The organism is Aquimarina algicola, from assembly GCF_006443095.1.
GTDB lineage: Bacteria > Bacteroidota > Bacteroidia > Flavobacteriales > Flavobacteriaceae > Aquimarina > Aquimarina algicola.
This window is the reverse complement of the sequence record NZ_VFWZ01000005.1, coordinates 365482-390812: the sequence shown is the minus strand read 5'-3', so window position 1 is coordinate 390812 and position 25331 is coordinate 365482. Positions and strand designations below refer to the sequence as shown.

23 protein-coding genes are annotated in these 25331 nt (G+C 31.6%); 7 read left to right on the top strand and 16 right to left on the bottom strand.

Annotated features, from left to right (window positions below; genetic code table 11):
* The first annotated feature begins 145 nt into the window (after window positions 1–145).
* Window positions 146–3502, top strand: coding sequence for a preprotein translocase subunit SecA (secA, locus tag FHK87_RS17415; protein ID WP_140595041.1), 3357 nt, complete (start codon window positions 146–148; stop codon window positions 3500–3502).
* Between the two features lie 287 nt (window positions 3503–3789).
* The gene (locus FHK87_RS17410) at window positions 3790–5676 is read left to right on the top strand and encodes an Ig-like domain-containing protein (RefSeq protein WP_140595040.1); all 1887 of its coding nucleotides are present in this window, start codon (window positions 3790–3792) and stop codon (window positions 5674–5676) included.
* A gap of 95 nt (window positions 5677–5771) precedes the next feature.
* Here FHK87_RS17410 and FHK87_RS17405 read toward each other — a convergent pair whose 3' ends face one another.
* From FHK87_RS17405 to FHK87_RS17395, 3 genes are all read right to left on the bottom strand, one after another.
* The gene (locus FHK87_RS17405) at window positions 5772–6461 is read right to left on the bottom strand and encodes a peptidoglycan DD-metalloendopeptidase family protein (protein WP_140595039.1); all 690 of its coding nucleotides are present in this window, start codon (window positions 6459–6461) and stop codon (window positions 5772–5774) included.
* Between the two features lie 82 nt (window positions 6462–6543).
* Complete coding sequence (locus tag FHK87_RS17400) at window positions 6544–6939, bottom strand: hypothetical protein (RefSeq protein ID WP_140595038.1); 396 nt, start codon at window positions 6937–6939, stop codon at window positions 6544–6546.
* On the bottom strand, window positions 6923–7510 hold the full coding sequence (locus FHK87_RS17395) for an RNA polymerase sigma factor (RefSeq protein WP_140595037.1): 588 nt from the start codon (window positions 7508–7510) through the stop codon (window positions 6923–6925). Before FHK87_RS17395 ends, FHK87_RS17400 begins: the two co-directional genes overlap by 17 nt.
* A gap of 126 nt (window positions 7511–7636) precedes the next feature.
* Between FHK87_RS17395 and FHK87_RS17390 the strand changes: the two genes are divergently transcribed.
* On the top strand, window positions 7637–7990 hold the full coding sequence (locus FHK87_RS17390) for a DUF6249 domain-containing protein (RefSeq protein ID WP_140595036.1): 354 nt from the start codon (window positions 7637–7639) through the stop codon (window positions 7988–7990).
* 66 nt (window positions 7991–8056) lie between these two features.
* On the opposite strand, the gene FHK87_RS17385 is transcribed toward FHK87_RS17390, so the two are convergent.
* The 4 genes from FHK87_RS17385 to FHK87_RS17370 all read right to left on the bottom strand — a co-directional run bounded on the left by FHK87_RS17385 (window position 8057) and on the right by FHK87_RS17370 (window position 11567).
* Window positions 8057–8701: a hypothetical protein gene (locus FHK87_RS17385; RefSeq protein WP_140595035.1), complete on the bottom strand. Its 645-nt coding sequence runs from the start codon at window positions 8699–8701 to the stop codon at window positions 8057–8059.
* A 428-nt stretch (window positions 8702–9129) separates the two neighbouring features.
* Window positions 9130–10494, bottom strand: coding sequence for a hypothetical protein (locus FHK87_RS17380; protein ID WP_140595034.1), 1365 nt, complete (start codon window positions 10492–10494; stop codon window positions 9130–9132).
* Window positions 10478–11092, bottom strand: a complete 615-nt coding sequence (locus FHK87_RS17375; RefSeq protein ID WP_140595033.1) for a hypothetical protein — start codon at window positions 11090–11092, stop codon at window positions 10478–10480. The genes FHK87_RS17380 and FHK87_RS17375 overlap by 17 nt, the downstream gene beginning before the upstream one ends.
* Entirely contained in the window at window positions 11076–11567 is a 492-nt protein-coding gene (locus tag FHK87_RS17370) for an RNA polymerase sigma factor (protein ID WP_140595032.1), read from the bottom strand. The genes FHK87_RS17375 and FHK87_RS17370 overlap by 17 nt, the downstream gene beginning before the upstream one ends.
* A 369-nt stretch (window positions 11568–11936) precedes the next feature.
* Here FHK87_RS17370 and FHK87_RS17365 point away from each other — a divergent pair, with 369 nt between their 5' ends.
* Both FHK87_RS17365 and meaB read left to right on the top strand, forming a co-directional pair.
* The gene (locus tag FHK87_RS17365) at window positions 11937–12494 is read left to right on the top strand and encodes a DUF2911 domain-containing protein (RefSeq protein WP_140595031.1); all 558 of its coding nucleotides are present in this window, start codon (window positions 11937–11939) and stop codon (window positions 12492–12494) included.
* A 102-nt stretch (window positions 12495–12596) separates the two neighbouring features.
* The gene (meaB, locus tag FHK87_RS17360) at window positions 12597–13673 is read left to right on the top strand and encodes a methylmalonyl Co-A mutase-associated GTPase MeaB (RefSeq protein WP_394344934.1); all 1077 of its coding nucleotides are present in this window, start codon (window positions 12597–12599) and stop codon (window positions 13671–13673) included.
* A gap of 25 nt (window positions 13674–13698) precedes the next feature.
* Here meaB and FHK87_RS17355 read toward each other — a convergent pair whose 3' ends face one another.
* On the bottom strand, window positions 13699–13980 hold the full coding sequence (locus tag FHK87_RS17355; RefSeq protein ID WP_140595029.1) for a hypothetical protein: 282 nt from the start codon (window positions 13978–13980) through the stop codon (window positions 13699–13701).
* 287 nt (window positions 13981–14267) lie between these two features.
* Here FHK87_RS17355 and FHK87_RS17350 point away from each other — a divergent pair, with 287 nt between their 5' ends.
* Together FHK87_RS17350 and FHK87_RS17345 are read left to right on the top strand one after the other, a co-directional pair.
* The gene (locus FHK87_RS17350; RefSeq protein ID WP_140595028.1) at window positions 14268–15782 is read left to right on the top strand and encodes a BCCT family transporter; all 1515 of its coding nucleotides are present in this window, start codon (window positions 14268–14270) and stop codon (window positions 15780–15782) included.
* 46 nt (window positions 15783–15828) lie between these two features.
* Window positions 15829–18075, top strand: coding sequence for a transglycosylase domain-containing protein (locus FHK87_RS17345; RefSeq protein WP_140595027.1), 2247 nt, complete (start codon window positions 15829–15831; stop codon window positions 18073–18075).
* A gap of 3 nt (window positions 18076–18078) precedes the next feature.
* On the opposite strand, the gene FHK87_RS17340 is transcribed toward FHK87_RS17345, so the two are convergent.
* The 8 genes from FHK87_RS17340 to FHK87_RS17305 form a co-directional block, all read right to left on the bottom strand.
* Window positions 18079–18444, bottom strand: a complete 366-nt coding sequence (locus tag FHK87_RS17340; protein ID WP_140595026.1) for a hypothetical protein — start codon at window positions 18442–18444, stop codon at window positions 18079–18081.
* A gap of 170 nt (window positions 18445–18614) precedes the next feature.
* Window positions 18615–19187, bottom strand: coding sequence for a phosphatase PAP2 family protein (locus FHK87_RS17335; protein ID WP_140595025.1), 573 nt, complete (start codon window positions 19185–19187; stop codon window positions 18615–18617).
* Window positions 19188–19203: 16 nt separating this feature from the next.
* A complete protein-coding gene (locus tag FHK87_RS17330) occupies window positions 19204–19431 on the bottom strand; it encodes a hypothetical protein (protein WP_226294303.1) in 228 nt (75 codons plus the stop codon).
* Between the two features lie 74 nt (window positions 19432–19505).
* Entirely contained in the window at window positions 19506–20591 is a 1086-nt protein-coding gene (locus FHK87_RS17325) for an OmpA family protein (RefSeq protein WP_140595023.1), read from the bottom strand.
* A gap of 104 nt (window positions 20592–20695) precedes the next feature.
* A complete protein-coding gene (locus FHK87_RS17320) occupies window positions 20696–22066 on the bottom strand; it encodes an MATE family efflux transporter (protein ID WP_140595022.1) in 1371 nt (456 codons plus the stop codon).
* A gap of 252 nt (window positions 22067–22318) precedes the next feature.
* Window positions 22319–22708, bottom strand: a complete 390-nt coding sequence (locus FHK87_RS17315) for a VOC family protein (RefSeq protein ID WP_140595021.1) — start codon at window positions 22706–22708, stop codon at window positions 22319–22321.
* Window positions 22709–22923: 215 nt separating this feature from the next.
* Entirely contained in the window at window positions 22924–23802 is an 879-nt protein-coding gene (locus FHK87_RS17310; protein ID WP_140595020.1) for a hypothetical protein, read from the bottom strand.
* A 134-nt stretch (window positions 23803–23936) separates the two neighbouring features.
* A complete protein-coding gene (locus FHK87_RS17305; RefSeq protein ID WP_140595019.1) occupies window positions 23937–25325 on the bottom strand; it encodes a M20/M25/M40 family metallo-hydrolase in 1389 nt (462 codons plus the stop codon).
* Window positions 25326–25331 lie beyond the last annotated feature (6 nt).

The following is a 25331-nucleotide window of genomic DNA, read 5'->3' as shown; positions in this document are numbered from 1 at the left end:
GTATAATACAGACCTTAAAATGAGGTCTCGAGAAAGCTTTGGCTTCATTTACAATAACAATTAACGTAATCTTGACAATATTTACCTTGTCATTTAAGTTAGTTTTTTTGAAACCAACATCTCATTTAAACACATACCATAAATTATGGGAATTCTAGATTCTGTACTCAAAGTCTTTGTCGGAGATAAATCCAAAAAGGATATCAAAGAGATTCAACCCAAAGTTGAACTCATCAAAAAAGCCGAAAAGACTTTAGAAAAACTGTCTGATGACGAGTTACGTAATAAAACCATTGAGTTTAAGAATAAAATTAATGACGCTCGTGCCGAAATTAATACCAAAATAGATAAACTTAATGAAGAGGCTAATAACACCGACGATATCGATCAAAAAGAAGATATCTATGGTGAGATTGATAAACTAAAAGACGAAGCGTATTCTATTACAGAAAAGACATTAGAAGAAATACTTCCCGAAGCGTTTGCAGTGGTAAAAGAGACAGCAAAACGATTCGCTAATAATGATACTATAACAGTAACTGCATCTGCTTATGATCGTGAGCTCTCAGGCTCAAAAGATTATATAACATTAGATAATGATCAAGCAATATGGTCTACGAGTTGGGATGCTGCGGGTAAAGAAGTAAAATGGGATATGGTACACTATGATGTACAACTTATAGGTGGTATTTCCTTACATCAAGGTAAAATTGCAGAAATGCAAACAGGTGAAGGTAAAACTCTGGTTGCCACACTACCTGTATATCTTAACGCCTTATCTGGTAATGGAGTACATCTTGTAACTGTAAATGATTATCTGGCACGTCGAGATAGCGAGTGGATGGCACCTTTATTTCAATTTCATGGGCTTACCGTAGATTGTATCGATAATCATAGGCCTAATTCAGAAGAGCGAAGAGCTGCATATAATGCTGATATTACTTATGGTACAAATAACGAATTTGGTTTTGATTACTTGCGTGATAATATGTCTCATGCACCTGAAGACCTTGTACAAAAAAAGCACAATTATGCAATTATAGATGAAGTAGACTCTGTATTGATAGATGATGCCAGAACACCTCTAATTATTTCGGGCCCAATTCCTAAAGGTGACATACATGAATTTGATATGCTGAAGCCTAAAATTTCTGATGTAGTTTCTGTACAACAAAAATACCTTACCACTGTACTTGCAGAAGCCAAGAAATTAATCAAAGAAGGAGATAATAAAGAGGGAGGATTCAAATTATTACAAGTGTATCGCGGTATACCAAAAAACAAAGCACTTATTAAGTTTTTAAGTGAAGAAGGAGTAAAACAGCTACTTCAAAAAACAGAAAACTTCTATATGCAGGATAATAACCGCGAAATGCATAAAATTGATGCTGATTTATACTACGTTATAGAAGAAAAAAATAATCAAATTGATCTTACCGACAAGGGTGTAGAGTACCTTTCTGGTAAAGATGATCCTGATTTCTTTGTTCTGCCACAAATAGGTATGGAAATCGCTAAAATTGAAAAACTAGAGTTATCCAAAGAGGAAGAAGCAGAAAAGAAAGAAGAACTCTTTAGAGATTATAGTATAAAAAGTGAACGAATTCACACCTTACGCCAATTATTAAAAGCGTATTCTTTATTTGAAAAAGATGTAGAATATGTAGTTATCGATAATAAAGTAAAAATAGTTGACGAGCAAACAGGACGTATCATGGATGGTCGTCGATACAGTGATGGATTACATCAAGCAATAGAAGCAAAAGAAAATGTAAAGATCGAAGATGCTACACAAACTTTTGCAACTGTAACATTGCAAAATTATTTCCGTATGTATGGCAAGTTATCAGGTATGACCGGTACTGCTGTGACAGAGGCGGGAGAACTTTGGGAAATCTATAAACTAGATGTTGTTGAAATTCCAACAAACCGACCTATTGCAAGACATGACAGAGAAGATTTGGTTTACAAAACTAAGCGTGAAAAATATAACGCTGTTATAGAAGAGGTTACCGAGTTATCAAAAGCAGGAAGACCTGTTCTAATTGGTACTACTTCGGTAGAAATTTCAGAACTTTTAAGTCGAATGCTTACCATAAGAAAGATTCCTCATAACGTTTTGAATGCTAAACTTCATAAAAAAGAAGCAGATATTGTTGCAGAAGCAGGTAACACCGGAATGGTAACTATAGCAACCAATATGGCAGGTCGTGGTACTGATATTAAATTATCAGACGAAGTTAAGGCTGCCGGAGGTCTCGCTATTGTAGGTACAGAACGTCATGATTCGCGTCGTGTAGATAGGCAGTTACGTGGTCGTGCTGGTCGACAGGGAGATCCGGGAAGTTCACAATTCTATGTATCTTTAGAAGATAACCTTATGCGTCTTTTTGGTTCGGAACGAATCGCAAAAATGATGGATAGAATGGGATTGAAAGAAGGAGAAGTAATACAACATTCTATGATTTCCAAATCTATAGAAAGAGCTCAGAAAAAAGTTGAAGAAAACAACTTTGGAGTTCGTAAACGACTACTAGAATATGATGATGTAATGAATGCGCAACGTGAAGTTGTTTATAAGAGACGTTATCATGCTTTATTTGGAGAGAGACTGCGTGTTGATATTGCCAATATGATATATGATACTGTAGAAGTTATCACAGAATCTAATAAACTGGCTCAGGATTTTAAGAATTTTGAATTCGAATTAATCCGTTACTTCTCTATGAGTAGTCCAGTTACTGTAGAAGATTTTGAGAAAAAAGATGTTCAAAAAATTGCAGGAGAAGTTTACAAAGCTGCATATGAGCATTATCAGGATAAAATGAAACGTAATGCAGAAACTGCTTTTCCTGTTATTAAACAAGTATACGAAGATCCTGCTAGCAATTACGAAAGAATTTTAGTGCCTTTTACAGATGGTGTAAAAAGCCTTAATGTTGCAACCAATCTAGAAAAAGCATATCAAACAGAAGGTAAACAGTTAATTACTGATTTTGAAAAAAATATAACACTTGCTATTATCGACGATGCTTGGAAAACGCATCTTCGTAAGATGGATGAATTAAAACAGAGTGTACAATTAGCTGTTCATGAACAAAAAGATCCATTGCTAATTTATAAATTCGAAGCCTTCGAATTGTTTAAAGCAATGATAGAAGATGTTAACAAAGATGTAATTTCTTTCTTGTTTAAGGGAGAACTTCCGACAGGAAATACTCAAGATATTTCTGAAGCTCGAAAAGTACGCAGAAGAGAAAATTTGGAGACTACCAAAGAAGAAATCCCTAATATGGATGAGCGTGCAGAGCAAAATAGAGCCGTAGGGCAAACACAACAGCGTCCTCAAGTCACAGAAACTATTGTAAGAGAACAACCAAAGATTGGAAGAAATGACAAAGTCACAATCAAACATGTAATGAGTGGCGAAAATAAAACTTTGAAATACAAACAAGCTATCCCTCTAATTGAAAAAGGAGAATGGGTTCTTGTTAATGAATAATACTATATTTTAATACAAAAAATTTAAAAACGCCTGAAGCAATGCTTCAGGCGTTTTTATTTACAATCACCTTAATTTTTGAATAAAATTTGAATTATAAACAATCAATATAAAATTGTTCTTTACAAACATTTATAAATGTTAGGAAACTTATTTTCAACATACCCCCTCATTTTTTAAGCATTAGTCCTCTATGATTAAAGAAACCAATAATAAACTACTATAATGCTGATCATAATTTAATCTATCTATTTTCAAAAAATATTTAGGATATAAAACTTATCAATATGAAATACATCACTCAATCTATTACTTTACTACTTATATTACTAATTGTGGGCTGTAATGATGATGACTCAGGCGTTCAAGATGCTGACGATCAAAATTCTGTTATCATTCAACCAGAAGACAATGACATTTCATTTAATCTAGTAAACTTAAAATGGGAGACAGTTTCTGCATCAGACAACAGTACTATCGTATATGATATCTATTTAGAAGACATCAAAATCAAAGACAGTAATAAGGATACAGATTATACATTAACAAAATTAGAGGCAGATACAGAATATTCTGGTCGCATCGTACCAAAGGCACTGCCCAAGAATACAAAATCTAAAGCTATAGCCAAATTATCGCCAATATCATTCTCTTTCAAAACAAAACAGTTCTCAAATCCTAATGCACCAACCCCAGAAGTATCTGGTATTAGTGTCAACAACATAACAGGCACACAAGGAACGCTAACTTGGAATACAGCTACTATTAGTGACGGATCTGAAATTTCTTATAATGTTTATTTAGAAGGAGATTTAATTGAAAGCAATCTTAAAAACACTTCTTTTACCTTTGAAAACCTAGAACCTAAAACTCTTTACAAAGGAGTCCTTTTAGCTATTAGTACTAATCAAAAATCTACTGCACTTGATTTTGAATTTACTACATTGCCTAGCTCTGATGAAGTGGCATTAACTGGTTTTTCCTTTTATAGAGGTACTTCTGCAAGTTTTCCTGCGTCTGATTGGGCGCAATTAATTCCTATATTTTCCCCTGTAAATGCAAATGCAGTAGATCTTAACTGGACAAGTAGTGATGAATCAATAGCTATTGTAGATGAATCTGGCTATTTAAACACAAAAGGAATAGGAGTAGTTACTATAACAGCAACATCTGTAGATGATCCACAGATATCCAAAGCAATAGAAATCACAGTTACTGAAAGAAGAATGAGTAACGAGCGATTTATTTCTACACAACCAAGGCGATCGTCTATTTTAATCGGAGCAACGCAAAAAATTCAGATCAATGATTTTAATAGAAGATTAGATGATACACGGGATTTCGTATTTACCTCTAGTGATACTAGTATTGCTACTGTCGATAGCGAGGGTAATGTAACTGGAATTGCTATAGGAACAGTAGCTATTACAACAACTTCTGCCAGTAATCCAGATTTAACAGACACTGTAATGTTACGTGTGGTAGAAAATCCAATACCAATCAAAGAATTTATTTTTTACTATGAAAATCCACGCTCTTTATTTGTAGGACAATCACAGGGTTTATACCCTAAAATATTACCAATAGATGCAACAAATCAAGATCTTATATTTACCTCAACAAATCCTAGTATTATAGAAGTGAAAAATGGTTCTGCCAAAGCTGTGAGCCCAGGAAACGCAAGCGTAATCGTAACATCTGTAGCTGATAATTCTGTTTCAGAAACCAGAGATTTTAGTGCTATTTCTGATCCTATTACATTAAATCAAGATACAGGTTTATATACTGCCCCGGCAAATTCTGAAGTAACCATGCAATTATTTGGTTTTTTGGATGTAAATCCGCAATCTAATATTGAAGGTACATCTATATCCTTGAGATATTCTGTTACTGATAGTTCTGGTCAAGAATTATTAGACCAGAATTATAATCAACCTCAGTTAGAACAAGTTACTGTTTTTGAAAATATTGATGGAGAAAAATTTGCAGATTTAGTTACTTTTCCAATAAAATTTCAAATGCCTGCAGATGGAGAGGTAACTATTACATTAGAGGAAATCACTCTCTTTGATAGTCAAGATTTTTCAATTAGCCTGTTAAGTCTTGATATTAATAACAATCAAGGACCTATTAAGAATCTTGATATTCCTGTAGAAACTATTATTTTGAATTGATTTCATCTTACAATTATAACTAAAAAAGTGCTGGCAAAACCAACACTTTTTTAGTTATAAGCTATACTTTAGAATAGGATATCTAGTATTTAGTACTATATTTTTAATAAAAGATTTGGATCAGGACAATTTTTGAGATAAAAATCTAAATCTCTTTTATTTGACACACCGGGATAATCTCCAAATTTTTCTTCTATATCATTAATAATTTGGAAATGTAAATGAGGGGCATAATCCCCATTTACAGTAGCGTCACCAAGTATAGCAATTTTTTCTCCTGCTTTTACCTCCTGCCCTATTTTGATTTTAGAAATCGACTCTAATGTTAAATGTCCATATAAAGTATAAAAAGTAGTTTCATTAAACGTATGAGTCAAAATTATCGTTGGTCCATAATCTCCAAAATTATTATTGTTTTTAAAACTATGTATTACTCCATCTAATGGTGTATGTACAGAGGTACCAGCTGCACACCAAAGATCTAAGCCTAAATGAATATTTCTTTCTGTTTCCGGATCTTGTTGATTAAAATGTGTGCTTCTTCTATAGATGCCTCTATTTTCATTATATCCACCATAAGCCACCTTTGCTTTATTATTGCTCAAATAAGCTGTAATATAATGCTCAAATGCTAAAGATGAAGTTACATCTATATGATTAAGTGCTTCGTTATTTTCTGATAAGTCAATATCAACGTAATCTTCTTTAGAAAATTCACTTTGTACAATTGGCACAAAGTCGGTAGATAAGCTAGATATAAATTCAGGAAATTGAATATTGTTCATTAGATATTTTTACTACAATTTTATATTCTAAAAACCTTATATCCTAAAAAAATCTAACTAATATTTTTTGAATCTCATATTTTCAGACTGAAAATCTTTTATCTATTCTTCTCTTTAACATAATTAATTGAACAAAGAATAAAATGCATAAAAATGAAATTCCGTAAATGGTTGTATGAGAAAAAATCAATTTTGGAAATACGTTTTTGATTCGTATTATATTAAAAAATGAAAAGTCAATCATACTAAAAATTTTATTACTTGTATTTGGTACTAGTAATGCACCAAAAAACAAGGCTATAAAAATTAAAATAATAACTACCCATTTTTGTCTTGATATTAAGGCCGTAGGTTTTGATTGTTTATGAGTTTCTAATACGGCGATCTTATTCATTACCTTATTTGTAAAATTATATGAGGGTGTCTCTAGACCTGTTTCTCTTATAAGGCGTTTAATGTTTTTATATTGCTCTTCCATTTTTATCACAAATTTCTGGCGAGAGATAATGTTTCAATATTGAATATAACTTTTTTCTACTTCTATATAGCTTTATTTTTACATTATCTAATGTTAAATCAATTATAGCGGCTATTTCTCTTATATTTTTTTCTTCGAAATAATATAACGTAATTATGATTGCTTCATCTTCTTGAAGCTTCATGATACTATCTGAGATTACTTTTTTTCTTTCTTTTACTTGAAGTTGATATAGTGCATCATCAATGAACGAAATTTTATTTTCTTGTATTTCTCCTAGACTTTCAAAAATCATTTTCTTTTTTCCGGCTTTAATTATATCTAGACTTTTTCTATAAACAATAGTATATAACCATGTAGAAAACTTAGCTTCTTCTCTATATGTATTTAGGGACTCATAAGCTTTCACAAAGCTATCTTGAGCAACTTCTTCGGCTATTTCTTTATTCTTAACAACTCTATAGGCAATTGTATATACAAACGTTTGATACCGTTCTACAAGAGTAGAAAAAGCATTTATTTCACCTTTAAGTGTTTTTGTAATATAATATTGGTCGGTTTGATGATCCATTTATCAATTAGACGACATCTTTATTATTTCGGTTACATATTATTTTTTACTCTTTTTTGTAACCGGAGTAAAAAGATCATCGTCTTAACTAAAAAACGAACAGTATTAATCATTAAAAATTAAAAAATGGGATCAGAAGTAATTGTTATTCCAGCCATATTCGGAATGTTCTTTGGCATTTATTATTTATATATTTCAGCAAGAAATAAAGAACGAATGGCTCTAATTGAGAAAGGAGCAGACGCCTCTATTTTTTATAGTAATAAGAATAGAAAAGTCACTCCCATATGGAAAGTTCTTATTTTAAACCTTTCATTGGTATTGATGGGTATAGGTATCGGAATATTTCTTGCGGGGATATTAGATCGAGTTATTGGAGTTGATGAAGAAGTTGCCTATCCTGGCACAATATTTTTAATGGCTGGAGCAGGATTATTTACAGGTTTTTATATGACAAAAAATCTGGATAAAAATCCTTAATTAAATAAAATTGCCTTTTGAGAATCCTCAAAAGGCAATTTACTATATTCTATACATTATTGGTTCTTACATATCAGCAATAAGGTCATTATCATCAGCAAACTTTTCTATAACTACTGACTCTCCTTTATTATTTTCTAAAACATAAACTCCTATTGGTAATTGACTCAGGTCTACATAATTTGATGTTTTAGAAAGGATATGAACTGTATTTTTAATTTCAAATAATTTAATCTTATCTCCTTCTTCAAAATTGCTAACAGTAACAATATTACCGTTTCTTTCTATTTGTAGAAGGTTAGTTTCAGAGTTTTGATAATAACTTGCAAACTCTTGATTAACATCAATCTCGTTATTTAAGTATACTCTTTTACTATCATGTTGTACGATAAATTCGTTGTTTACTAACTCTTCTGAGATACCTTCAATATTAATTTCTTCTTCTAATCGATCGATTATAATAGATTGTCCTTGACTATTTTCTAATAAATAAGATCCTACAGGCAATTGACTTAAATCAACCTCACCATGTGTTTTTGATAAAATATGATCTCCTGTTTCTACTTCAAACAATTTGATTTTGTCTCCCTCTTCAAAATCAAGTACTACAACAACCAATCCTTCCATTTCAACATTAAGCTGATCGTTTGCATCATTAGCATTGATATCTAAAAATATTAAAAAGATGAAAATATAAATGATTGACTTCATTTTAATTATGTTTTTATGGTAATAATTTACTCCTTACTTCCTACGGTTTTACCATACAATGATATTACTAAATTTATACCGAACAAAGTAAAAATCAGACTTTTAGATCAAATGAAGCCGATTTTCGACAAATGACACAAAAAATGTTAAATTTATCTATATTTAATGTTAAACAACTGATTTTTAATTATTTAAAAACTTAAAACATTGAAAATCATAGACAAACAACATAGTTTATCAGACCAAAAGAAGATGTCTTTTAAACTTTAGAATAATTATTTTGAAAATTTTTAGTTAGATTTTGTCTGTAAATTGACAATAATATGATACTAAAAAAGCCCTATTAGCATTTTGTAAACTAATAGAGCTTTCTTATAATTAACACTACATTACTATGAAAAAAACTATCTTTTTCTTTTTATTTTTAATTAATTATCAAGTACAACTTCACTAAACTTGGCATTTATCGTTATCATTTTATCTGTACTGCGCGTATATTGGAAACCATTAACAAATACATTTCCAAAATTCTTTCTTGTATTTATTTTTAATGTTTTCGGTAACGAAATAATACTTTGAGCTCCACTATAAGAAAGGTTCAGAGCTGTTTTGGGCAATTTTAATTTAAAATCACTATTCTTAACTGCCAGATCTAAAGTAGAGAATGACTCTCCTAAATTGGCTATTGTTATCATTCCGAAGCTTCCTGATATTGCACCGTTTTTATTGAGTTGTTGCACAAAAATATTACTAGAGTCTGCATTAACCAGTAGGTTATCTGCATTTTGAATTCTACAATTTTTCACATAATTCACCACCAATCTCCCATTATTCCATTGCTTTACAAATACTGGTGAATAAGATACTTTAATAAAGGTTTGATTTCCTTCGATAGTATTGGCAGAAAGTTTTGTATGCGATAAAGAAGCTATTACATTATTTGCATAATCAGGCAGTTTTACATCCCCATGACGTATATTAAGTCTTAGCTTTGCTTTTTTAGGCATTTTTACCTTTATGACTTTACTGGTATTACCAGTATTTGTTCTGGTAGATGTATATTGATATACTGTAACATCGGCTGTTCCCTGACCTTGTTGTTTTTGAAAGTCACTAATTAATTGTGATGCCCAAGCATGCATTTCTTTACCATATTGCTGTCTTGCCCAAGTATTCAAATTAACTTCAGCAGTATTCGATGGTTTTATTTGTTGACTGTTATTTAATTCTTTATTCCATTTTTGGTCTGTAGTTCCATTTCCAAATTTTTCTCTAATTTGATTCTCCCATTGTTGTACATACTTTTCTTCTCCATTAGAGGAACTATTCTTTCCATAGTTTACATTAGATTGTTGCTTTGATAGTGCGCTTGGCATTGGATTTTTTGCTATATTTTCCATCATAGGCCCTAACATATCACTTATCATAGGACTTAACATTCTAAGTTGTTGTATGTCTATATTTTTGTTTACAGATATACTTTTTTTCCATAAGTTACCAGCTCTCGAATTAATTGTAATTTGCTGATCATCTCCAGATATATTGACTTGCCAACTATCTAAAACCAGTTTACTATTTTCATCTGACAGGTCTCCTTCGAGATATGCTTCTACTTGTATTGTATTCTTATTCCAAGTTTCAAAAACAATGTTGGTATGACTTGTATTCAAATTTACAGTGACTTCATCATCAACATCTAGCTTTTCATTGAGCTTAAAATGTTTTTCCTGAGCAAAGAGACTTGCACAACTTAGAAATAAGCTATATACAGCAATATTATGCTTGTATCTCATGATAATTTTCATTTTCAATACTTTCCAATTCTTTTAGTTTGTCTTTTAATCTATTTAGAAGTGATAGCCTCATCGTCAGGTTCTCCATCATAGCTTCTACACTTTGTACATTAGGCCCTACTTCTATCAATTCTTTATTAAGTTTTTGGTACTCCTTATCAAGATTATCCAATCTACTCATAAAACTTTCAACCAGTTCTTTGTTGGTATCATCTATAGTGATTTGAGATAATTGAAATTTGATACTTGTTAGAATACTACTTTCATATTGTTCATACTCCGGAGAAATTTCTGCCAAAGGAGAAGATTGTTTTTCTAAAATTACCGAAGAATTTTTTACAGGAAGTTCATCTTTCACAACATCAACTATCGCTGGATCAGAGTTTGCATTAAACTGATTAAAAGCGAGCATAGAAACCGAGAATATTACAACAATACTTGCTGCTACTTTGAGCCATTTGTAATTAAAAATTCTCTTAGGCTTGTCTGGTAGATCTTGCTCCAATCTGGCCATAAAACGAGCCTCATGCCCTTCTCTGATTCTTTCAGAAGGTAATTGCTTGTCTTGTTTAAGAAGCTCTCTAATATCCTGTGCCATCTCTCAAATGTTTTAATTGTTCTTGCAGTTGTTTTTTCCCTCTATGTACTAAAGTTCTTGAGGAAACAGGTGTTATCCCTAATACTTCGCTAATCTCATTATGATCATATCCTTCTATCAAAAATAACATGACTGCATATCTATATTTTTCAGGTAATTTTTCAATTGCTTTCTTTACTTCTTCTACGGTTACAGAATCAGATACAGACCAGTCATTTTGCTCTTCTACTGTAGTCAATACCTGTTCATTTATAGCAACCATATTCATTTTTTTTGCTTTAAGCATATCAATACTTTTATTAATAACGATGCGTTTAAGCCAAGCTCCAAATGTTACATCTCCTGTAAACTGATGAAGTCTAGTAAAGGCTTTAATAAAAGATTCTTGCATAGCTTCTTCTGCCTCAAAAGGGTCCTTAAGAAACCTCAACGCAACGTAATACATAGCATCACAGTACTTATTATAAAGCTTCATCTGTGCTCTACGATCATTAGTCCTACACTGTTCTATTAGCTCGCTTTGTAACAAACTCCCTTATACTTTATGGTTAGTGATATTAAATTAATTTAAGTATTTGTCTATAAAGACGTGAATACAATTTTGCTGTTGCAAAATTATTGATAAAAATTATAACAAAACAATAAAACACTGAAATACAAATATTTGAAACAATTAATTTATATAAACTTTAAGTATATACACAGATCCATCGACTTATAATTGAATATCATTTACTTTGTCTATATGAACAATCAAAAAATTACAAACAAATAGCATAAAAAAGTAGTAGCTTTACCTTTAGAATTTCTAAACAAAATTTATTGATCTCAAAAACCTCAGGATATGCCTAAACTTTTGAAAAGAATTATAATTATCATCATCGGATTGATAGTTATTGGTTTTACAGGAACATTTATTTTAAAACAACTTACCAAAAGACATAGTCCTGAAGAAACAATAACACACACTTCAAACGAAGCTACTTTTTCAGTCTTTTATAATCGTCCGTACAAAAAAGGAAGAGAAATCTTTGGTAAACTTGTCCCTTATAACAAAGTTTGGAGGACTGGAGCTAATGAAGCGACTACATTTACTACAAATAAGGATTTACTTATCGATGGTACCAAACTTAAAGCAGGAACTTATACACTTTGGACAATCCCAAATCCCAATTCCTGGAAGGTTATTTTTAACAGCAAAACATATGGATGGGGAGTTAATATGGATGGCTCTCCAAAAAAAGACGATCAATATGATGTTCTCACAATAGAAGTTCCTACTATGCCTTTACTTAATGAAAAAGAACAATTTTCTATATATTTTGAAAATGCAAAAGATTTTACCATTATGTACCTCTCTTGGGATAGAACAGCAATAGCTATTCCTATCAAAATACAATAAGGTCAACTATGAATTGTATTGAAGCATTCATGTTTTTATTTTGATATACAAACATGATATCTCCCTTAAAAGTAATACCTAAATTTGTCATAAAGCATTATTGTGTCCAAGGATTTGAAAAATAATAACAAAGATTCTATAAAAGTACCTTTGAGTACAAACCATAAAGCAATTAATCGGTTTAAACAATTACAACAAAAAAATATAAATGTTGAGAAATTATTTGAATCCATATTGACTTCTGATACTACATCCTTAAGTAAAGGAATTACTTTGATAGAAAGTACCCAACCTAATCATATTCAAAAATCACAACAACTTGTCGAAAAATGCCTGCCTCATGCAAATCAATCACTTCGCATCGGTATAACAGGTGTACCAGGAGTTGGTAAAAGTACATTCATCGAAGCATTAGGAAATACCTTAATAGAAAAGGGTAAAAAGGTTGCTGTATTGGCTGTAGATCCTAGCAGCACCATTTCAAAAGGAAGTATTTTGGGGGATAAAACTCGTATGGAGTCTCTGGTAAAATCTCCAAAAGCTTTTATACGCCCATCTCCATCCGGCAAATCTCTTGGAGGGGTAGCTCAAAAAACAAGAGAGTCTATTATACTTTGTGAAGCCGCTGGATATGATGTTATTATTATAGAAACTGTTGGAGTAGGACAAAGTGAAACCGCTGTACATAGCATGGTAGATTTCTTTTTATTATTAAAACTAGCAGGTGCAGGAGACGAGTTACAAGGTATAAAAAGAGGGATCATTGAAATGGCAGATGCTATTGTTATTAATAAAGCAGATGGAGATAACGAAATACGTGCCAGAAAAGCCAAAAACCAATTTCAAAAAGCATTACACCTTTATCCACTGGGTCAAAATAATTGGTCTCCAGAAGTGCTTACATGTAGTGCTCTAGAAAATAAAGGTATCCAAGAAATATGGAATATTATTTTAAAATATGTAGACATTACTTCAAAAAGTGGCTTTTTTGAAAAGAACAGGATTCAACAAAATCAATATTGGTTATTACAAACTATAGAAGAACAACTAAAAAGTAACTTCTACAATCACCCAAAGGTAAAAAGTACCCTAGACGAGCAAATAGAAGCTGTACAACAACATAAGATAACACCTTTTACGGCAGCAAGATACCTTCTGAACTTACAGAAAGATCAGTAAAATCATTAATAACTCTGTCTTATCATTATTCTTCGATATTTCCTATCTGATCTTGACTCACTCCCGCAGGCACATCGTCATTTGAGTTATCATCTTCAAAATTCTGCATTGTGTCAGCAAGTCTTTTACTTATTTTAACCAAGTAAATAGTTTCTTCAGTTCTGACTTCTACCGCCTCAATTATCTCGTTGTGTTGATTCTTGAATGTAATTATGTCTTTATCTGCATAACCATCAGGAAATTTTTCTACGAGTAGATTCAAAATATCTTTATTAAGCTTTTTGTAGTCAACAATTACTCTTTTCATAAGAATATAAGTTTAGTGTTTAGTTGTGTTAATACGTTCTCCAAAGTCTTGAAAAATCGACCGGTTTAGCTCTATTTATTAAGGTATTAGATATTAGTTCTAAACATCATATCTATTCATTATTAATTTAGATAAAGTATAATTTCACTGAGTAATTTGTTATTACAAGTCTAGCTAAAAAAAATGAAACTTTTGAAAAATCAACCTTAAAAAATCAATTAATTTTTTGCTTTCTTTAGGTATCATTATTCGAAAGTTTTTAAGACATTTATAATCAAACTGATGTTATGAAGTTCTTCAATAAGAAAAACGCTTTACTATCCTTCTCTCTTGGAATATTACTTTTTTTCTCCTTTTTTTTATATCTCTTTACCCTCCAAACCTATACTCAAATAGAAGAGTTTTCAGTATTTATTCGTCAAAAATTTGGTAGATTTTACTTATGGTTAGGCTTAATCTGTGTTTTATTACTCATCATTCTTGCAATATCAAAATGGGGTAAGCTCAAATTAGGAAAAGTAACAGATAGACCTGATTTTTCAAGATTAGCATGGATATCAATGCTATACAGTGCAGGGATGGGAGCAGGAATATTGTTAAGAGCTGTGCAAGAGCCTGTTTTTATGATGCGTAATCCTCCCATACAAACCTCAATTGATAATACTACTATTGCTCTAGAATACACTTTCTATCAATGGGGATTTACTGCATGGGCTTTTTATGCCATATTTGCAATAACAATAGGATATTACTTATTTGTAAAATCAAAAAAGGTACTCTCTAGCAGTGCTTTCTCTTCTTTAGAAAACTTTATTCCGTCTACAAAAGCCAAAAAGATAATCTTTGGAGGAATCGATATTTTAGCTATTTTAACTACCGTTTTCGGTTTGGTAGCCGCGATAGGATTAGGTACAACTCAAATAGAAGGAGGACTTAATCATGTCCTAAAAATAGACTTTGGCATCACAGGAATAATTTTGATATTAACTTTAATATCATTTTTAGCATTTATATCTGTTTATAGAGGTGTTAATAAAGGAATCAAAATTATCTCTACCTGGAATATATACATTACGATCGGTTTACTTTTGTTTGTACTTTTTCAAAGTAATATCCCAGCTATATTCACACAGTTCTTTACTGCTACCTATCATTATATCATTGATTTTATTCCGTTGAGTATTGCTTATGGAGCTTATAATCCGGGAGAAACTTTTTTAACCGATTGGACATATTATTATTGGGCATTCTGGTTAGCCTGGGCTCCCTTTACCGGAATCTTTATTGCCCGTATTTCTAAAGGTAGAACACTACGAGAAATTATAATAGGAGTACTGCTTGTTCCATCATTGGGAACATTCTTTTGGTTTACCACATTTGGACAATCTGCCTTTGACATCATTAATGATTTAGGTACTTATCAAGATCAGTTTGATAATGTATTCACTTCTATATTTATATTTTTTGAAAATTATCCCATACAAGGATTCATTAATACATTAACGATCATATTATTGATTAGTTTTTTGGTCACTTCATTAGATTCAGCAATTTTTGTATTGAGTATGTTTACAGATAATGGAAAACAAATTCCTTCAAAAAAACATCGTATTTTATGGAGTATTATTTTACTTATCTTTTCTATAGGTATCATTCTGTTAGGAAATGCAAAAGAAGATATTAATGTACTGATTGCCATGCAAAAATTATTGATCATTACTTCGCTTCCATTCTCATTACTTATGGTGGTTATGATCATTTTATTTATAAGAGACTTCAAAAACAACATTAAACATAAATAACTTAATATTTTTACGTTTAAGACGTTATCATGTCAAGATTGGGACTATGATAAAGCAAATAATACGAAAATGGTGGGTCAAATGGCCACTTTTAGGTTTACTAATATTTTTTTGTTGGGGGCTTGGCTTTTATGCAAGCATTTATTTAGGTTTTTGGGGGAAATTACCGACAAAAGAAGAATTAAGTGCCCTAAAACAAGCTGAAGCGACTCAACTATTAGACGATAGTGGTCATCTGATAGGAAAATATTATATCTATGACAGACAACCCATTACTTATAATGACTTACCCCAGCATCTCATTGATGCTCTTATCGCCACAGAAGATGTTAGGTTTTATGAACATGATGGAGTAGATAACACAAGTTTATTACGTGTATTTTTCAAAACGATTCTTTTGCAGGACAAATCCTCGGGAGGAGGCAGTACAATTACATTGCAATTAGCCAAAAATCTCTTCGGAAGAAAAAAATATCCCATATTGAGCACAGTTATCAATAAACTTAAAGAATCCTTTGTTGCTGAAAGAATTGAAGATATTTATTCTAAAAAAGATATTCTTGTGCTGTATCTTAATACAGTACCTTTTTCTGATAATACCTACGGAATAGAAAGTGCAGCTCAGAAATTTTTCAATACATCAACTAGTCAACTTACACTATCCGAAGCCGCAACACTTATTGGAACTCTAAAAGCTAACCATAGTTATAATCCAAGATTATTTCCTGAAAGAAGCCAACTAAGGAGAGATGTAGTATTAAAACAAATGGCAAAATATGAGTATATAAGTGATCATAAAGCGAATCAAACTATGAATCAAAGTATTCAGTTAGATTATCAATATTTTAATCATGACCAAGGATTAGCTCCCTATTTTAGAGAAGAGGTAAAAAAAGAATTAAATCAAATTCTAAAAAAATATTCAAAACCAGACGGTAGTCCTTATGATATCTATAAAGACGGTTTAATTATTCATACCACTTTAGACCACAAAATGCAATCTCTGGCAGAAGAAGCGATGAAAGAACAGATGAAGGCGTTACAAAAGGAATATGAGAGATCTTTTGGAACTAATACTCCATGGAAAAATAATCTAGAGCTTATTGATAAAGCCATTAAAGAACTCGATATCTATAAAAAATATATCTCAGAAGGATTAACAGAAGATCAAATCAAAGACTCTCTTAACAAGAAAAAAGACACAGAAGTATTTGGATGGAATAAGAACATTTCTAAAAAAATGTCTTCTATCGATAGTTTACAGCACTACCTCAAATTTTTAAATATGGGAATGATTGCCATAGAACCCTCTTCGGGCGCTGTAAAAGCTTATTTGGGAGGCATCGACTATCGTTATTTTAAATACGATCACGTATCGCAAAGCACAAGACAAGTAGGATCTACCTTCAAACCTTTTGTATATACCACCGCTATTGAAAATGGTATCAAGCCATGCTCATATTTCTCTACAAAAGAGATAACCTATACCGATTTAAATAACTGGACTCCAAAAAACTCATCAAAAGAAGAAGATCCGCACCTAAATTATACTTTGGAAAAAGCTTTAAGTTCTTCTGTAAATACCATTGCTGTAAAAGTGCTTAATAAAGTTGGAATTCCAAAAGTTGTAGATCAAGTAAAAAAGTTAGGAATAACTGCTACGCTTTCTGAAAAACCAGCTATGGCTCTTGGAACCGATGGAATAAAGATTAAAGAGCTTGCAGGAGCTTATGCAAGTTATGTAAATCTGGGAAAAAGCGTAGCGCCATATTACATTTCAAAGATCGAAGATAAAAAAGGAAATATTATAGCCTCTTTTACACCTCAAATATCAGATCAAGCAGCATTTAGTGATTACACAAGACAGGTTCTTTTAGAAATGATGAAATCAACTATCAATACAGGTACAGCTGCTAGATTAAGGACTACCTATAAGCTTACAAATGATATTGCAGGAAAAACAGGAACAACTCAAGACAATAAAGATGGTTGGTTTATAGGCATTACTCCAAAACTAGTTACAGTGACTTGGGTGGGTAACGATAATTATAACATTGGATTTAAAACTACCGCTCTGGGACAAGGAGCAAATACTGCATTACCTATTTTTGCTAAGTTATATCAAAAAATGAATCAGGATACCACTTTTGATCCTATTACTAAAAGTACATTTGAAAAAACACCTGAAAATGTTTTGGCAGATCTAAACTGCAAACCCGAAAAGAGAGATGGTTTTTTAAAAAGGCTTTTTAGCAAAAAGAAAAAAAAGAAACGATTTGGAAAAAATAAATAAAACCTAGAGATGTATTTTTCTAATTTTCTTTTCTGGTAATTTCATAGGAGACTCATGCCATATCATTTCTATTTTTCCAGTTTTTTTGTCCATTGTATATCCTTCTGCTCCTCCTGTATAACCGCTTTTTCCTTCATGACTCACTATTAGTTCATAGTGATTTTGAAACTCCTCTACTGAAATGCGTTTGTCTGCTTTATATTTATTTTTAAAATTAATAAGCATTTCTTGCTGTTCTTTGTCATTCGCTTTCAATTCTATAACTTTTTCGATATCAACAATAGTACTAATAGTTGTTTGACTATAACATTCTTCATAAAATTGACTTATAAATATGAATATAAATAGTATATATATATTTTTAATCATTTGGTTCATTTTGGAATAAAACTTAAACATATCAAAAAATATGCGATATATTTTATAATAATAATAACACTGTTTCTAGTAGAAAATGATATTTATCATGTTTTAACAAAAAATAATATCTTATGCAGGTTTCAAAAGACAAAATAGATGAGTAAAATCAAGAACGATTTTTAAACAACTTTGCCATACTTTTTGACTAAAACCCCATGAAGTTTATACGCTAATGTTCCAAGAAGAATCCCAAAAGCCATACCGGTAATAACATCTCCCGGATAATGAACCCCAACATAAATCCTACTATAGCTTACTATTATTGACCAAACTACCATGAAAGGAAAAATATACTTCAGGTGTTTTTGCAAGGATAATCCTGTAAAAAATGCCAACGCCATAGAACTTGCTGCATGCCCTGAAAAATAGCCATGTCTACCACAACGCTCTGCAATAAAACGTGTAAACTCTGCTACACCATCTGCTCTACAAGGCCTTGGCCTCATAAAAAGTACATTTTTAAACAAATTTGATAATTGATCAGTAGCTGTTATTAATAACGCCACGGTAATCAAAGTTATTATAGTCCCTCTGATGCCAAAATGTTTATAAAAAAAGATAAGAAGTATAAGGTATAAAGGTATTTGATAGAATTTTTCGGTCATAAATAACCAAAATCCATCCCAGGAAGAATTCCCAAGATTATTCAGATATAAAAAAAGTTCTTTATCTAATTGTATGATTTCTTCCATACGTTTTTTGTTCTATTTACGCTTCATAACGTTCGATCTCTCTATCATAAAAATCATTAGCAGCTTCAAACAATTGTTTCGTTTCTTCTAATAATTCGTTCTCTTCATTTTTATCAAATTCTTCTAACCATTCTACATCATCATTTGCCAGATTTATAATACATCTCGGAAACTCTGTATGGATAACAAATATGGCATCTGGGTAGTCTGTGTTATCACCTAATAAAAATTTAGGAAAACTCATAATTAACGCTTAAAATTACAAAGCCTCAAAGATACTATCTTTTTAGAGTAAATCAGAACATTAATATCTTCCTTTTATTCTATTTTGATTTCTACTCTATTATTAGAATCTGGATCAAGATCAGAATCTTTGGTAACAATAGGCTCTGTATCTCCAACTGCTTCAATCTCGATCAAAGATTCATCTATACCTTGCTCTATAAAATAATTTTTAACATTAATAGCGCGCATAGAAGACATAATTTCATTTTCAAAAGCGGAACCGGCATCATCGGCATGCCCAATAATTTTAACTTTATTTACCTTAAATATTTTTACATATTGAATATAAGAGTCTAATATCTTCTGGATTTCTTTGTATGCTTCACTTTCTCCAATTAGAAACTCTACCGGAGAAAATTTTAATGCCATATTACATACTTGATCAGCTACAAGGTTTTTTGGGTCTCTCATTTCCATCAACAAAACATCATCTACAAAATAATAGGCTGTATCAAAGCCGCCGCCTTTTACAGATTTTCCTCTTGGGCTATCTCCAAAATAACCTAAAGAAATATACTTTTCTGTTCCTCTTGCTTTATAAACACCACAAACTTTTACCCACTGTTTAGTATCACAAACCATTTTGGTCGACGAGATATGTAACGGATATTTTGATGTAATTGTAAATTTTGGGTTTCTCGCACTAAAATATGAACCTATAGAGGAGGTACAAGAATTAGATATCCCTTCACCTAATGAAACATACATATGAAAATAATAATATCTTCCTGCTTTCAAAGGATTTTTCAGTTGCGCTGTTATACCTTCTTTGTAGGCGCCTCCAGCAATATACATTCCAACTTTACCTTCTCCTGTTTTAGGGGTTTGTTGCCCGAACTGTTTTAGAAAATTAGGTGATCTATGAATAAATCTTATATTATCTAATGCAGGGTGATAAACATCAGGAGTATTGATTGCAGGTTTCCAGTCTTTGATGATTCCAAAATTCTGCATTTCCATATCTAAGCGTTTTATACTCGCATTTACATTTTCAAAACTTGGATTAGGAATCAGATTTTGTGTTCTACTATGAGTAAAATCCTGACTGTTACTATTTTGTACAATTGCTACACATAAAAACAATAGCAAAACACAAAATTTAGAATTTGGGACTTTCATTTTGTAATTTGTTTTTTTGGAAAGATAGTTAATTATTAGTTAATACCCAATTAACGAATTTGGGCTTGCAAACGTATTCTTGAGCTGCTTTTTTATTGAAAAGTTTAATTTTTATTAATCAATTCTTTCGTCAATTTATTAAATCTAAGATACAATAGTAAAGCCGAGGCAGTAAGTCCCGCCAACAGTCCAATCCAAATACCAGAACTCTTATACTCTGTATATAATCCTAAATAATAACTAATAGGAAAACCTATGATCCAATAGGCAAAAAATGTAATCAATGTTGGGATTTTGACATCTTGCAACCCTCTTAAAGCTCCTAAAACTGTTACCTGTACTGCATCCGATACTTGAAACAATGCGGCTATAATAAGCAATTTGGCTGCAATACTGATAACCTCAGAGTTATCCACAAGGTTTTCTACATCATCTACATCCAAATAAATTTTAGGAAGTAATTGATTACACAAAATAAATATCAATGCGAATACAGTTGCTATTAAAAAAGACAGCAAAAAGATTGATTGCGCTATTCTTCTTAAATCTTTAAATTTTTGAAGCCCTTTTTGGTTTCCTACCCGAACCATTGCAGCGACACTTAATCCCATTGCTACCATAAAGGTCATAGAAGAAAGATTCAATGCTATTTGGTTAGCCGCTTGTGGATTTTTTCCTAAAATACCTGATAACCATATCGCTGCTGTAAAAATAGCTACCTCAAAAAACATTTGTAATGCAGAAGGAAAACCCAAAGCGATGATTTTTTTCAACATCTTATTTTCTAATACAAAAAGTTTAATTTTTGTCACGTATGCTGTTGACTTATTATTTTTTTTCAATAGTATCCATAAAAATATGACCATTACAAATCTTGAGGCCAAAGTACCTACAGCAGCTCCTACAATACCCATTTGTGGGAAACCGAATTTCCCAAAAATTAAAAGGTAATTTAAGATGACATTAACCACATTTGCTATCAATGTTGCATACATCGGATATTTTGTCATAGATAACCCATCTGAAAACTGCTTAAAAGCTTGAAAAATAATCAATGGTATTAAAGAAAAAGCAACCAAATCCAAATAGGGCATGGCTAATTCTACAACCTCAACAGGTTGCTGCATAAAATACATCAAAGGTTTTGCCAATAGAATGATCAGAAACAATAAAATCCCAAGGGTTGTGCATAAAAATAGTCCATGTTTGAACGATGATTTTCCACTCTCAAAATTATTTTCACCATCTGCTTCTGCAACCAGAGGTGTTATGGCCGTAGAAAAACCGATCCCTAGAGACATTGCAATAAACATAAAACTGTTACCAAGCGATACTGCTGCCAACTCTGCTGTACCTAACTGCCCCACCATAATATTATCTACAAGAGCAACCAGCGTATGCCCTATCATACCCATCATAACAGGTGCTGCCAGCTTTAGATTATACTGAAATTCTTTGGTGTATTGGTTGATCATTTTATAAAGTTGAAGACGCAAAGGTATTAGAACCCAAACAAACTAAAAAATATCCGGTACAATATAAATATGGATTTTAATTTTTTGAAATCAAAATAATTTGTTCTAAACAACAGTGTCTAGAATTATATGATTTCGCCCATTTTACATGATTTAGTTCATTTTCATATGATTGGATATTCTTGTCATATGATTTGGTGCATTTTTATTGAAAAGCAGTTCATAGTAATGTATTCATACATCACTATTCTTTTAAGAAGTAAATCCTTGAATTGGTGAAGAAATATCGACTAAAGCTCCATTTGGGTCTTTGAGTAATAATCTACGTTGTCCATAGAACGTATCTTCGGGCTCTCTAACAATATCAAAATTCTCTGATGTTGCAATTTCAAATACCTCATCAACGTTATCAACGACAAAAGTAATATAAAACCCCTGTGGAGGATTTTGAAAATCTTTTGGTACTATTTCATTAGTTTGATCAATAATTCCTAGTTCTATTTTTTTATCTTTTGAAACAAGATGAATGAACCAATCACTATCATAACCAACTTCAAAATCGAATAATTTTGTATAAAAATCTTTACTCTTAATGAGATCATTAGAACAAATATTTGTCAGCATTCGAGTAATCTTTTTCATAATTTATATTTGATTAAATACTTTTAAAAAATTGTAAAACAAAAAATATAGAATAAAAATTCTTGTAACTAAAGTATGTAATATAATTTCATTTTACTACGTATCTACCAAAAAGATATATCAAATTAACCATAATAGCACCACCACAATCTAATGTATTCTCTTTTAATAATATCAAAATCTCGATTATTGAACAAAAACTAATATAGCATTACTTATTTTCTTAGACTATTCAACCATCTTGAAATTTCCTTTTTTGGTATTGAAGAATCTCTTTTATTATCATTAGAATTCATAGCAAAGTAACTACTGGGACAATCATCAAAAGATTCAAAACGTTTCGAAGTGATTAATTTACCAGTTCTTCTATTGAAAACTTTGATCGTAATTTCATTTAAAAAAATAATGAGTGTGTTGTTTTTTCCGGCTTTATCAACATAACCATCACAGACACGATTTATGGTACTTCTTTTTTGCTCTAACACAGCTATAGCATCAATATCTTTTAAAGTAGGTGCATTACCAAATATGCTATTACTACTTATACCCAAATGACAATAAATACTTTGAATAGAAGATTCTTTTGGTTCTTCTCCCTCAAATAGAATGGGACCATTTACAATTTGTGCTAAATATTTATCAATACCATATACCGATGTTGCAGGAAGTTTTACTTTGATATCTTCTTCTTTCTGAGTTTTAATATAAAAAAATAAATCATCTAGTTTTGGCGAATTAAGATTCTTAGTAGAGATTACACCGTAAAACTCATCTACCATTGTTTCGATGCTCGCATAACCTTCTGCATTAACAATACCTGTTTCTGTACCAATATTAATAGTTGATTTAGGAGGAAATCCCCATACGGTAATACTCAATTGGCCTTGAGACAGGTTTATTCGCCCTGTCATATCTTCATTGTCTTTGATATGAAAGCTAGAGTTATCTTGCCAAATTATAACATCTGATCCTGTTAGGTATTTTGTTCTATCCTCTAGATTATCACAACCTACGGACATGAACATGACTAATAGGATAAATGTCAAAAAAAATAACTTCTCTTTAAAACGGTCAAATTGCACTGTTAAGATCATAATTTTGGTTTGTTTAATTACGATCAAAACTATGTCTTATATACAAAATAGTTTCCACTATTTTCTGTAGAAATTATTCAATTTCAATTGATTTTGGAATACTTTGGTTATTATCTATGTACGTATTTTAAATTCTACTTTACTCCATATTTATCAAAAAGATATACCAAACTAGCCATAGTAGCAGCACCAAGTTCTAGTTCTCTCTTGTTTATGGCATCAAAAGTGTCATTTTTGGCGTGATGATGAACAAAATATCGTTGTGAATCTGGTCTTAGTCCAGCCAAAACAATATTATTCTTTTTAAGAGGACTTATATCTGCTCCGCTTCCTCCTTTGATAAATTGATGTATCAAATAGGGTTCAAAAAGAGTTTTCCAACTTTGCACTTGATTAAAATTGGCATCACTACAGTCAAAAGAAAAACCTCTTGGAGTAAATCCTCCTGCATCGCTTTCTAATGCAAAAATGTGGTTTTCTCCTTTTTCTCTAGCTACTTTTGCATATTTTTTACCTCCTCGTAAACCATTCTCTTCGTTCATAAAGAGTACTACTCTAATAGATCTTTTGGGCTTGTATCCTATTTCTTTAAAAAGTCTCAAAACTTCCATGGATTGTACAACTCCCGCCCCATCATCATGTGCACCATCTCCTAAATCCCACGAATCTAGATGCCCACCAACAATCATATATTCATTTGGATATGTACTCCCTTTGATCTCACCAATAACGTTATATGATTTTACGTCTTTCCATGTACGGCAGTTCATATTAATGTGAAATTTGATATCAGGATTTAACGTTAACATAGAACTTAATAAGTCTGCTCCGTTTGTACTTATAGCAGCTGCAGGTATTTTATCTTTATCTTTTAAATTACCATAACTCATCGCTCCTGTATGCGGTAAATCATCTAACCTTAGATTCATAGAACGCACTATTACCCCAACAGCACCATATTTTGCAGCTTCTGCTGCCCCAGAGTATCTTTGATCTACACATCCGCCATACGCTTCAAAAGTATTAATGAGATCAGCTTGCATAGGTCGATTATAAAATATAATCTTGCCTTTGATTTTATCCGCTTCGATATCCTTAAGTTCGTCTAGTGATTTTACTTCTATCACAGGAGCTTTGATACCTCCTATGGGAGTGGGTACAGAACCTCCTAAAGCACAAATTGGCACATTGGTAGTATTGCCTGGTTCGGTTTCTATATATGCAAATTCAGTTACTCCCCTAGTCCATTTGGGAACCATTACCGATTGTAGTTTTACACGATCAAGTTCAAGCTTTTTTAACTCTTTTTCTGCCCATTCTACAGCCTTTTGAGCATTTATAGAACCTGATAATCTGCCTCCTATCTGATTTGAAAGGTAGTCTAACCATTCATAACTTTTACCTTTTAGCAAAGAAGCATTATATATCTTCTTCAATACAGTCGAATCTTCTTTTTGAGAGTTTTGCGCAACACAACTAATCGATATTGCTACAAAAAAAATGATGAATATGTTTCTTATCATTATAAT

What these genes read in the sequence shown, in the direction of transcription:
- FHK87_RS17335 (WP_140595025.1), bottom strand. Translation starts at nt 19,187, where the DNA reads ATGGAAGAAATCATACAATTAGATAAAGAACTTTTTTTATATCTGAAT.
- FHK87_RS17340 (WP_140595026.1), bottom strand. Translation starts at nt 18,444, where the DNA reads ATGATTAAAAATATATATATACTATTTATATTCATATTTATAAGTCAA.
- FHK87_RS17330 (WP_226294303.1), bottom strand. Translation starts at nt 19,431, where the DNA reads ATGAGTTTTCCTAAATTTTTATTAGGTGATAACACAGACTACCCAGAT.
- FHK87_RS17395 (WP_140595037.1), bottom strand. Translation starts at nt 7,510, where the DNA reads ATGGATCATCAAACCGACCAATATTATATTACAAAAACACTTAAAGGT.
- FHK87_RS17375 (WP_140595033.1), bottom strand. Translation starts at nt 11,092, where the DNA reads ATGGCACAGGATATTAGAGAGCTTCTTAAACAAGACAAGCAATTACCT.
- FHK87_RS17370 (WP_140595032.1), bottom strand. Translation starts at nt 11,567, where the DNA reads ATGAAGCTTTATAATAAGTACTGTGATGCTATGTATTACGTTGCGTTG.
- FHK87_RS17315 (WP_140595021.1), bottom strand. Translation starts at nt 22,708, where the DNA reads ATGAAAAAGATTACTCGAATGCTGACAAATATTTGTTCTAATGATCTC.
- FHK87_RS17310 (WP_140595020.1), bottom strand. Translation starts at nt 23,802, where the DNA reads ATGATCTTAACAGTGCAATTTGACCGTTTTAAAGAGAAGTTATTTTTT.
- FHK87_RS17405 (WP_140595039.1), bottom strand. Translation starts at nt 6,461, where the DNA reads ATGAACAATATTCAATTTCCTGAATTTATATCTAGCTTATCTACCGAC.
- FHK87_RS17365 (WP_140595031.1), top strand. Translation starts at nt 11,937, where the DNA reads ATGCCTAAACTTTTGAAAAGAATTATAATTATCATCATCGGATTGATA.
- FHK87_RS17385 (WP_140595035.1), bottom strand. Translation starts at nt 8,701, where the DNA reads ATGAAGTCAATCATTTATATTTTCATCTTTTTAATATTTTTAGATATC.
- FHK87_RS17320 (WP_140595022.1), bottom strand. Translation starts at nt 22,066, where the DNA reads ATGATCAACCAATACACCAAAGAATTTCAGTATAATCTAAAGCTGGCA.
- FHK87_RS17380 (WP_140595034.1), bottom strand. Translation starts at nt 10,494, where the DNA reads ATGAGATACAAGCATAATATTGCTGTATATAGCTTATTTCTAAGTTGT.
- FHK87_RS17345 (WP_140595027.1), top strand. Translation starts at nt 15,829, where the DNA reads ATGATAAAGCAAATAATACGAAAATGGTGGGTCAAATGGCCACTTTTA.
- FHK87_RS17305 (WP_140595019.1), bottom strand. Translation starts at nt 25,325, where the DNA reads ATGATAAGAAACATATTCATCATTTTTTTTGTAGCAATATCGATTAGT.
- FHK87_RS17410 (WP_140595040.1), top strand. Translation starts at nt 3,790, where the DNA reads ATGAAATACATCACTCAATCTATTACTTTACTACTTATATTACTAATT.
- FHK87_RS17390 (WP_140595036.1), top strand. Translation starts at nt 7,637, where the DNA reads ATGGGATCAGAAGTAATTGTTATTCCAGCCATATTCGGAATGTTCTTT.
- FHK87_RS17325 (WP_140595023.1), bottom strand. Translation starts at nt 20,591, where the DNA reads ATGAAAGTCCCAAATTCTAAATTTTGTGTTTTGCTATTGTTTTTATGT.
- FHK87_RS17400 (WP_140595038.1), bottom strand. Translation starts at nt 6,939, where the DNA reads ATGGAAGAGCAATATAAAAACATTAAACGCCTTATAAGAGAAACAGGT.
- FHK87_RS17350 (WP_140595028.1), top strand. Translation starts at nt 14,268, where the DNA reads ATGAAGTTCTTCAATAAGAAAAACGCTTTACTATCCTTCTCTCTTGGA.
- FHK87_RS17355 (WP_140595029.1), bottom strand. Translation starts at nt 13,980, where the DNA reads ATGAAAAGAGTAATTGTTGACTACAAAAAGCTTAATAAAGATATTTTG.
- secA (WP_140595041.1), top strand. Translation starts at nt 146, where the DNA reads ATGGGAATTCTAGATTCTGTACTCAAAGTCTTTGTCGGAGATAAATCC.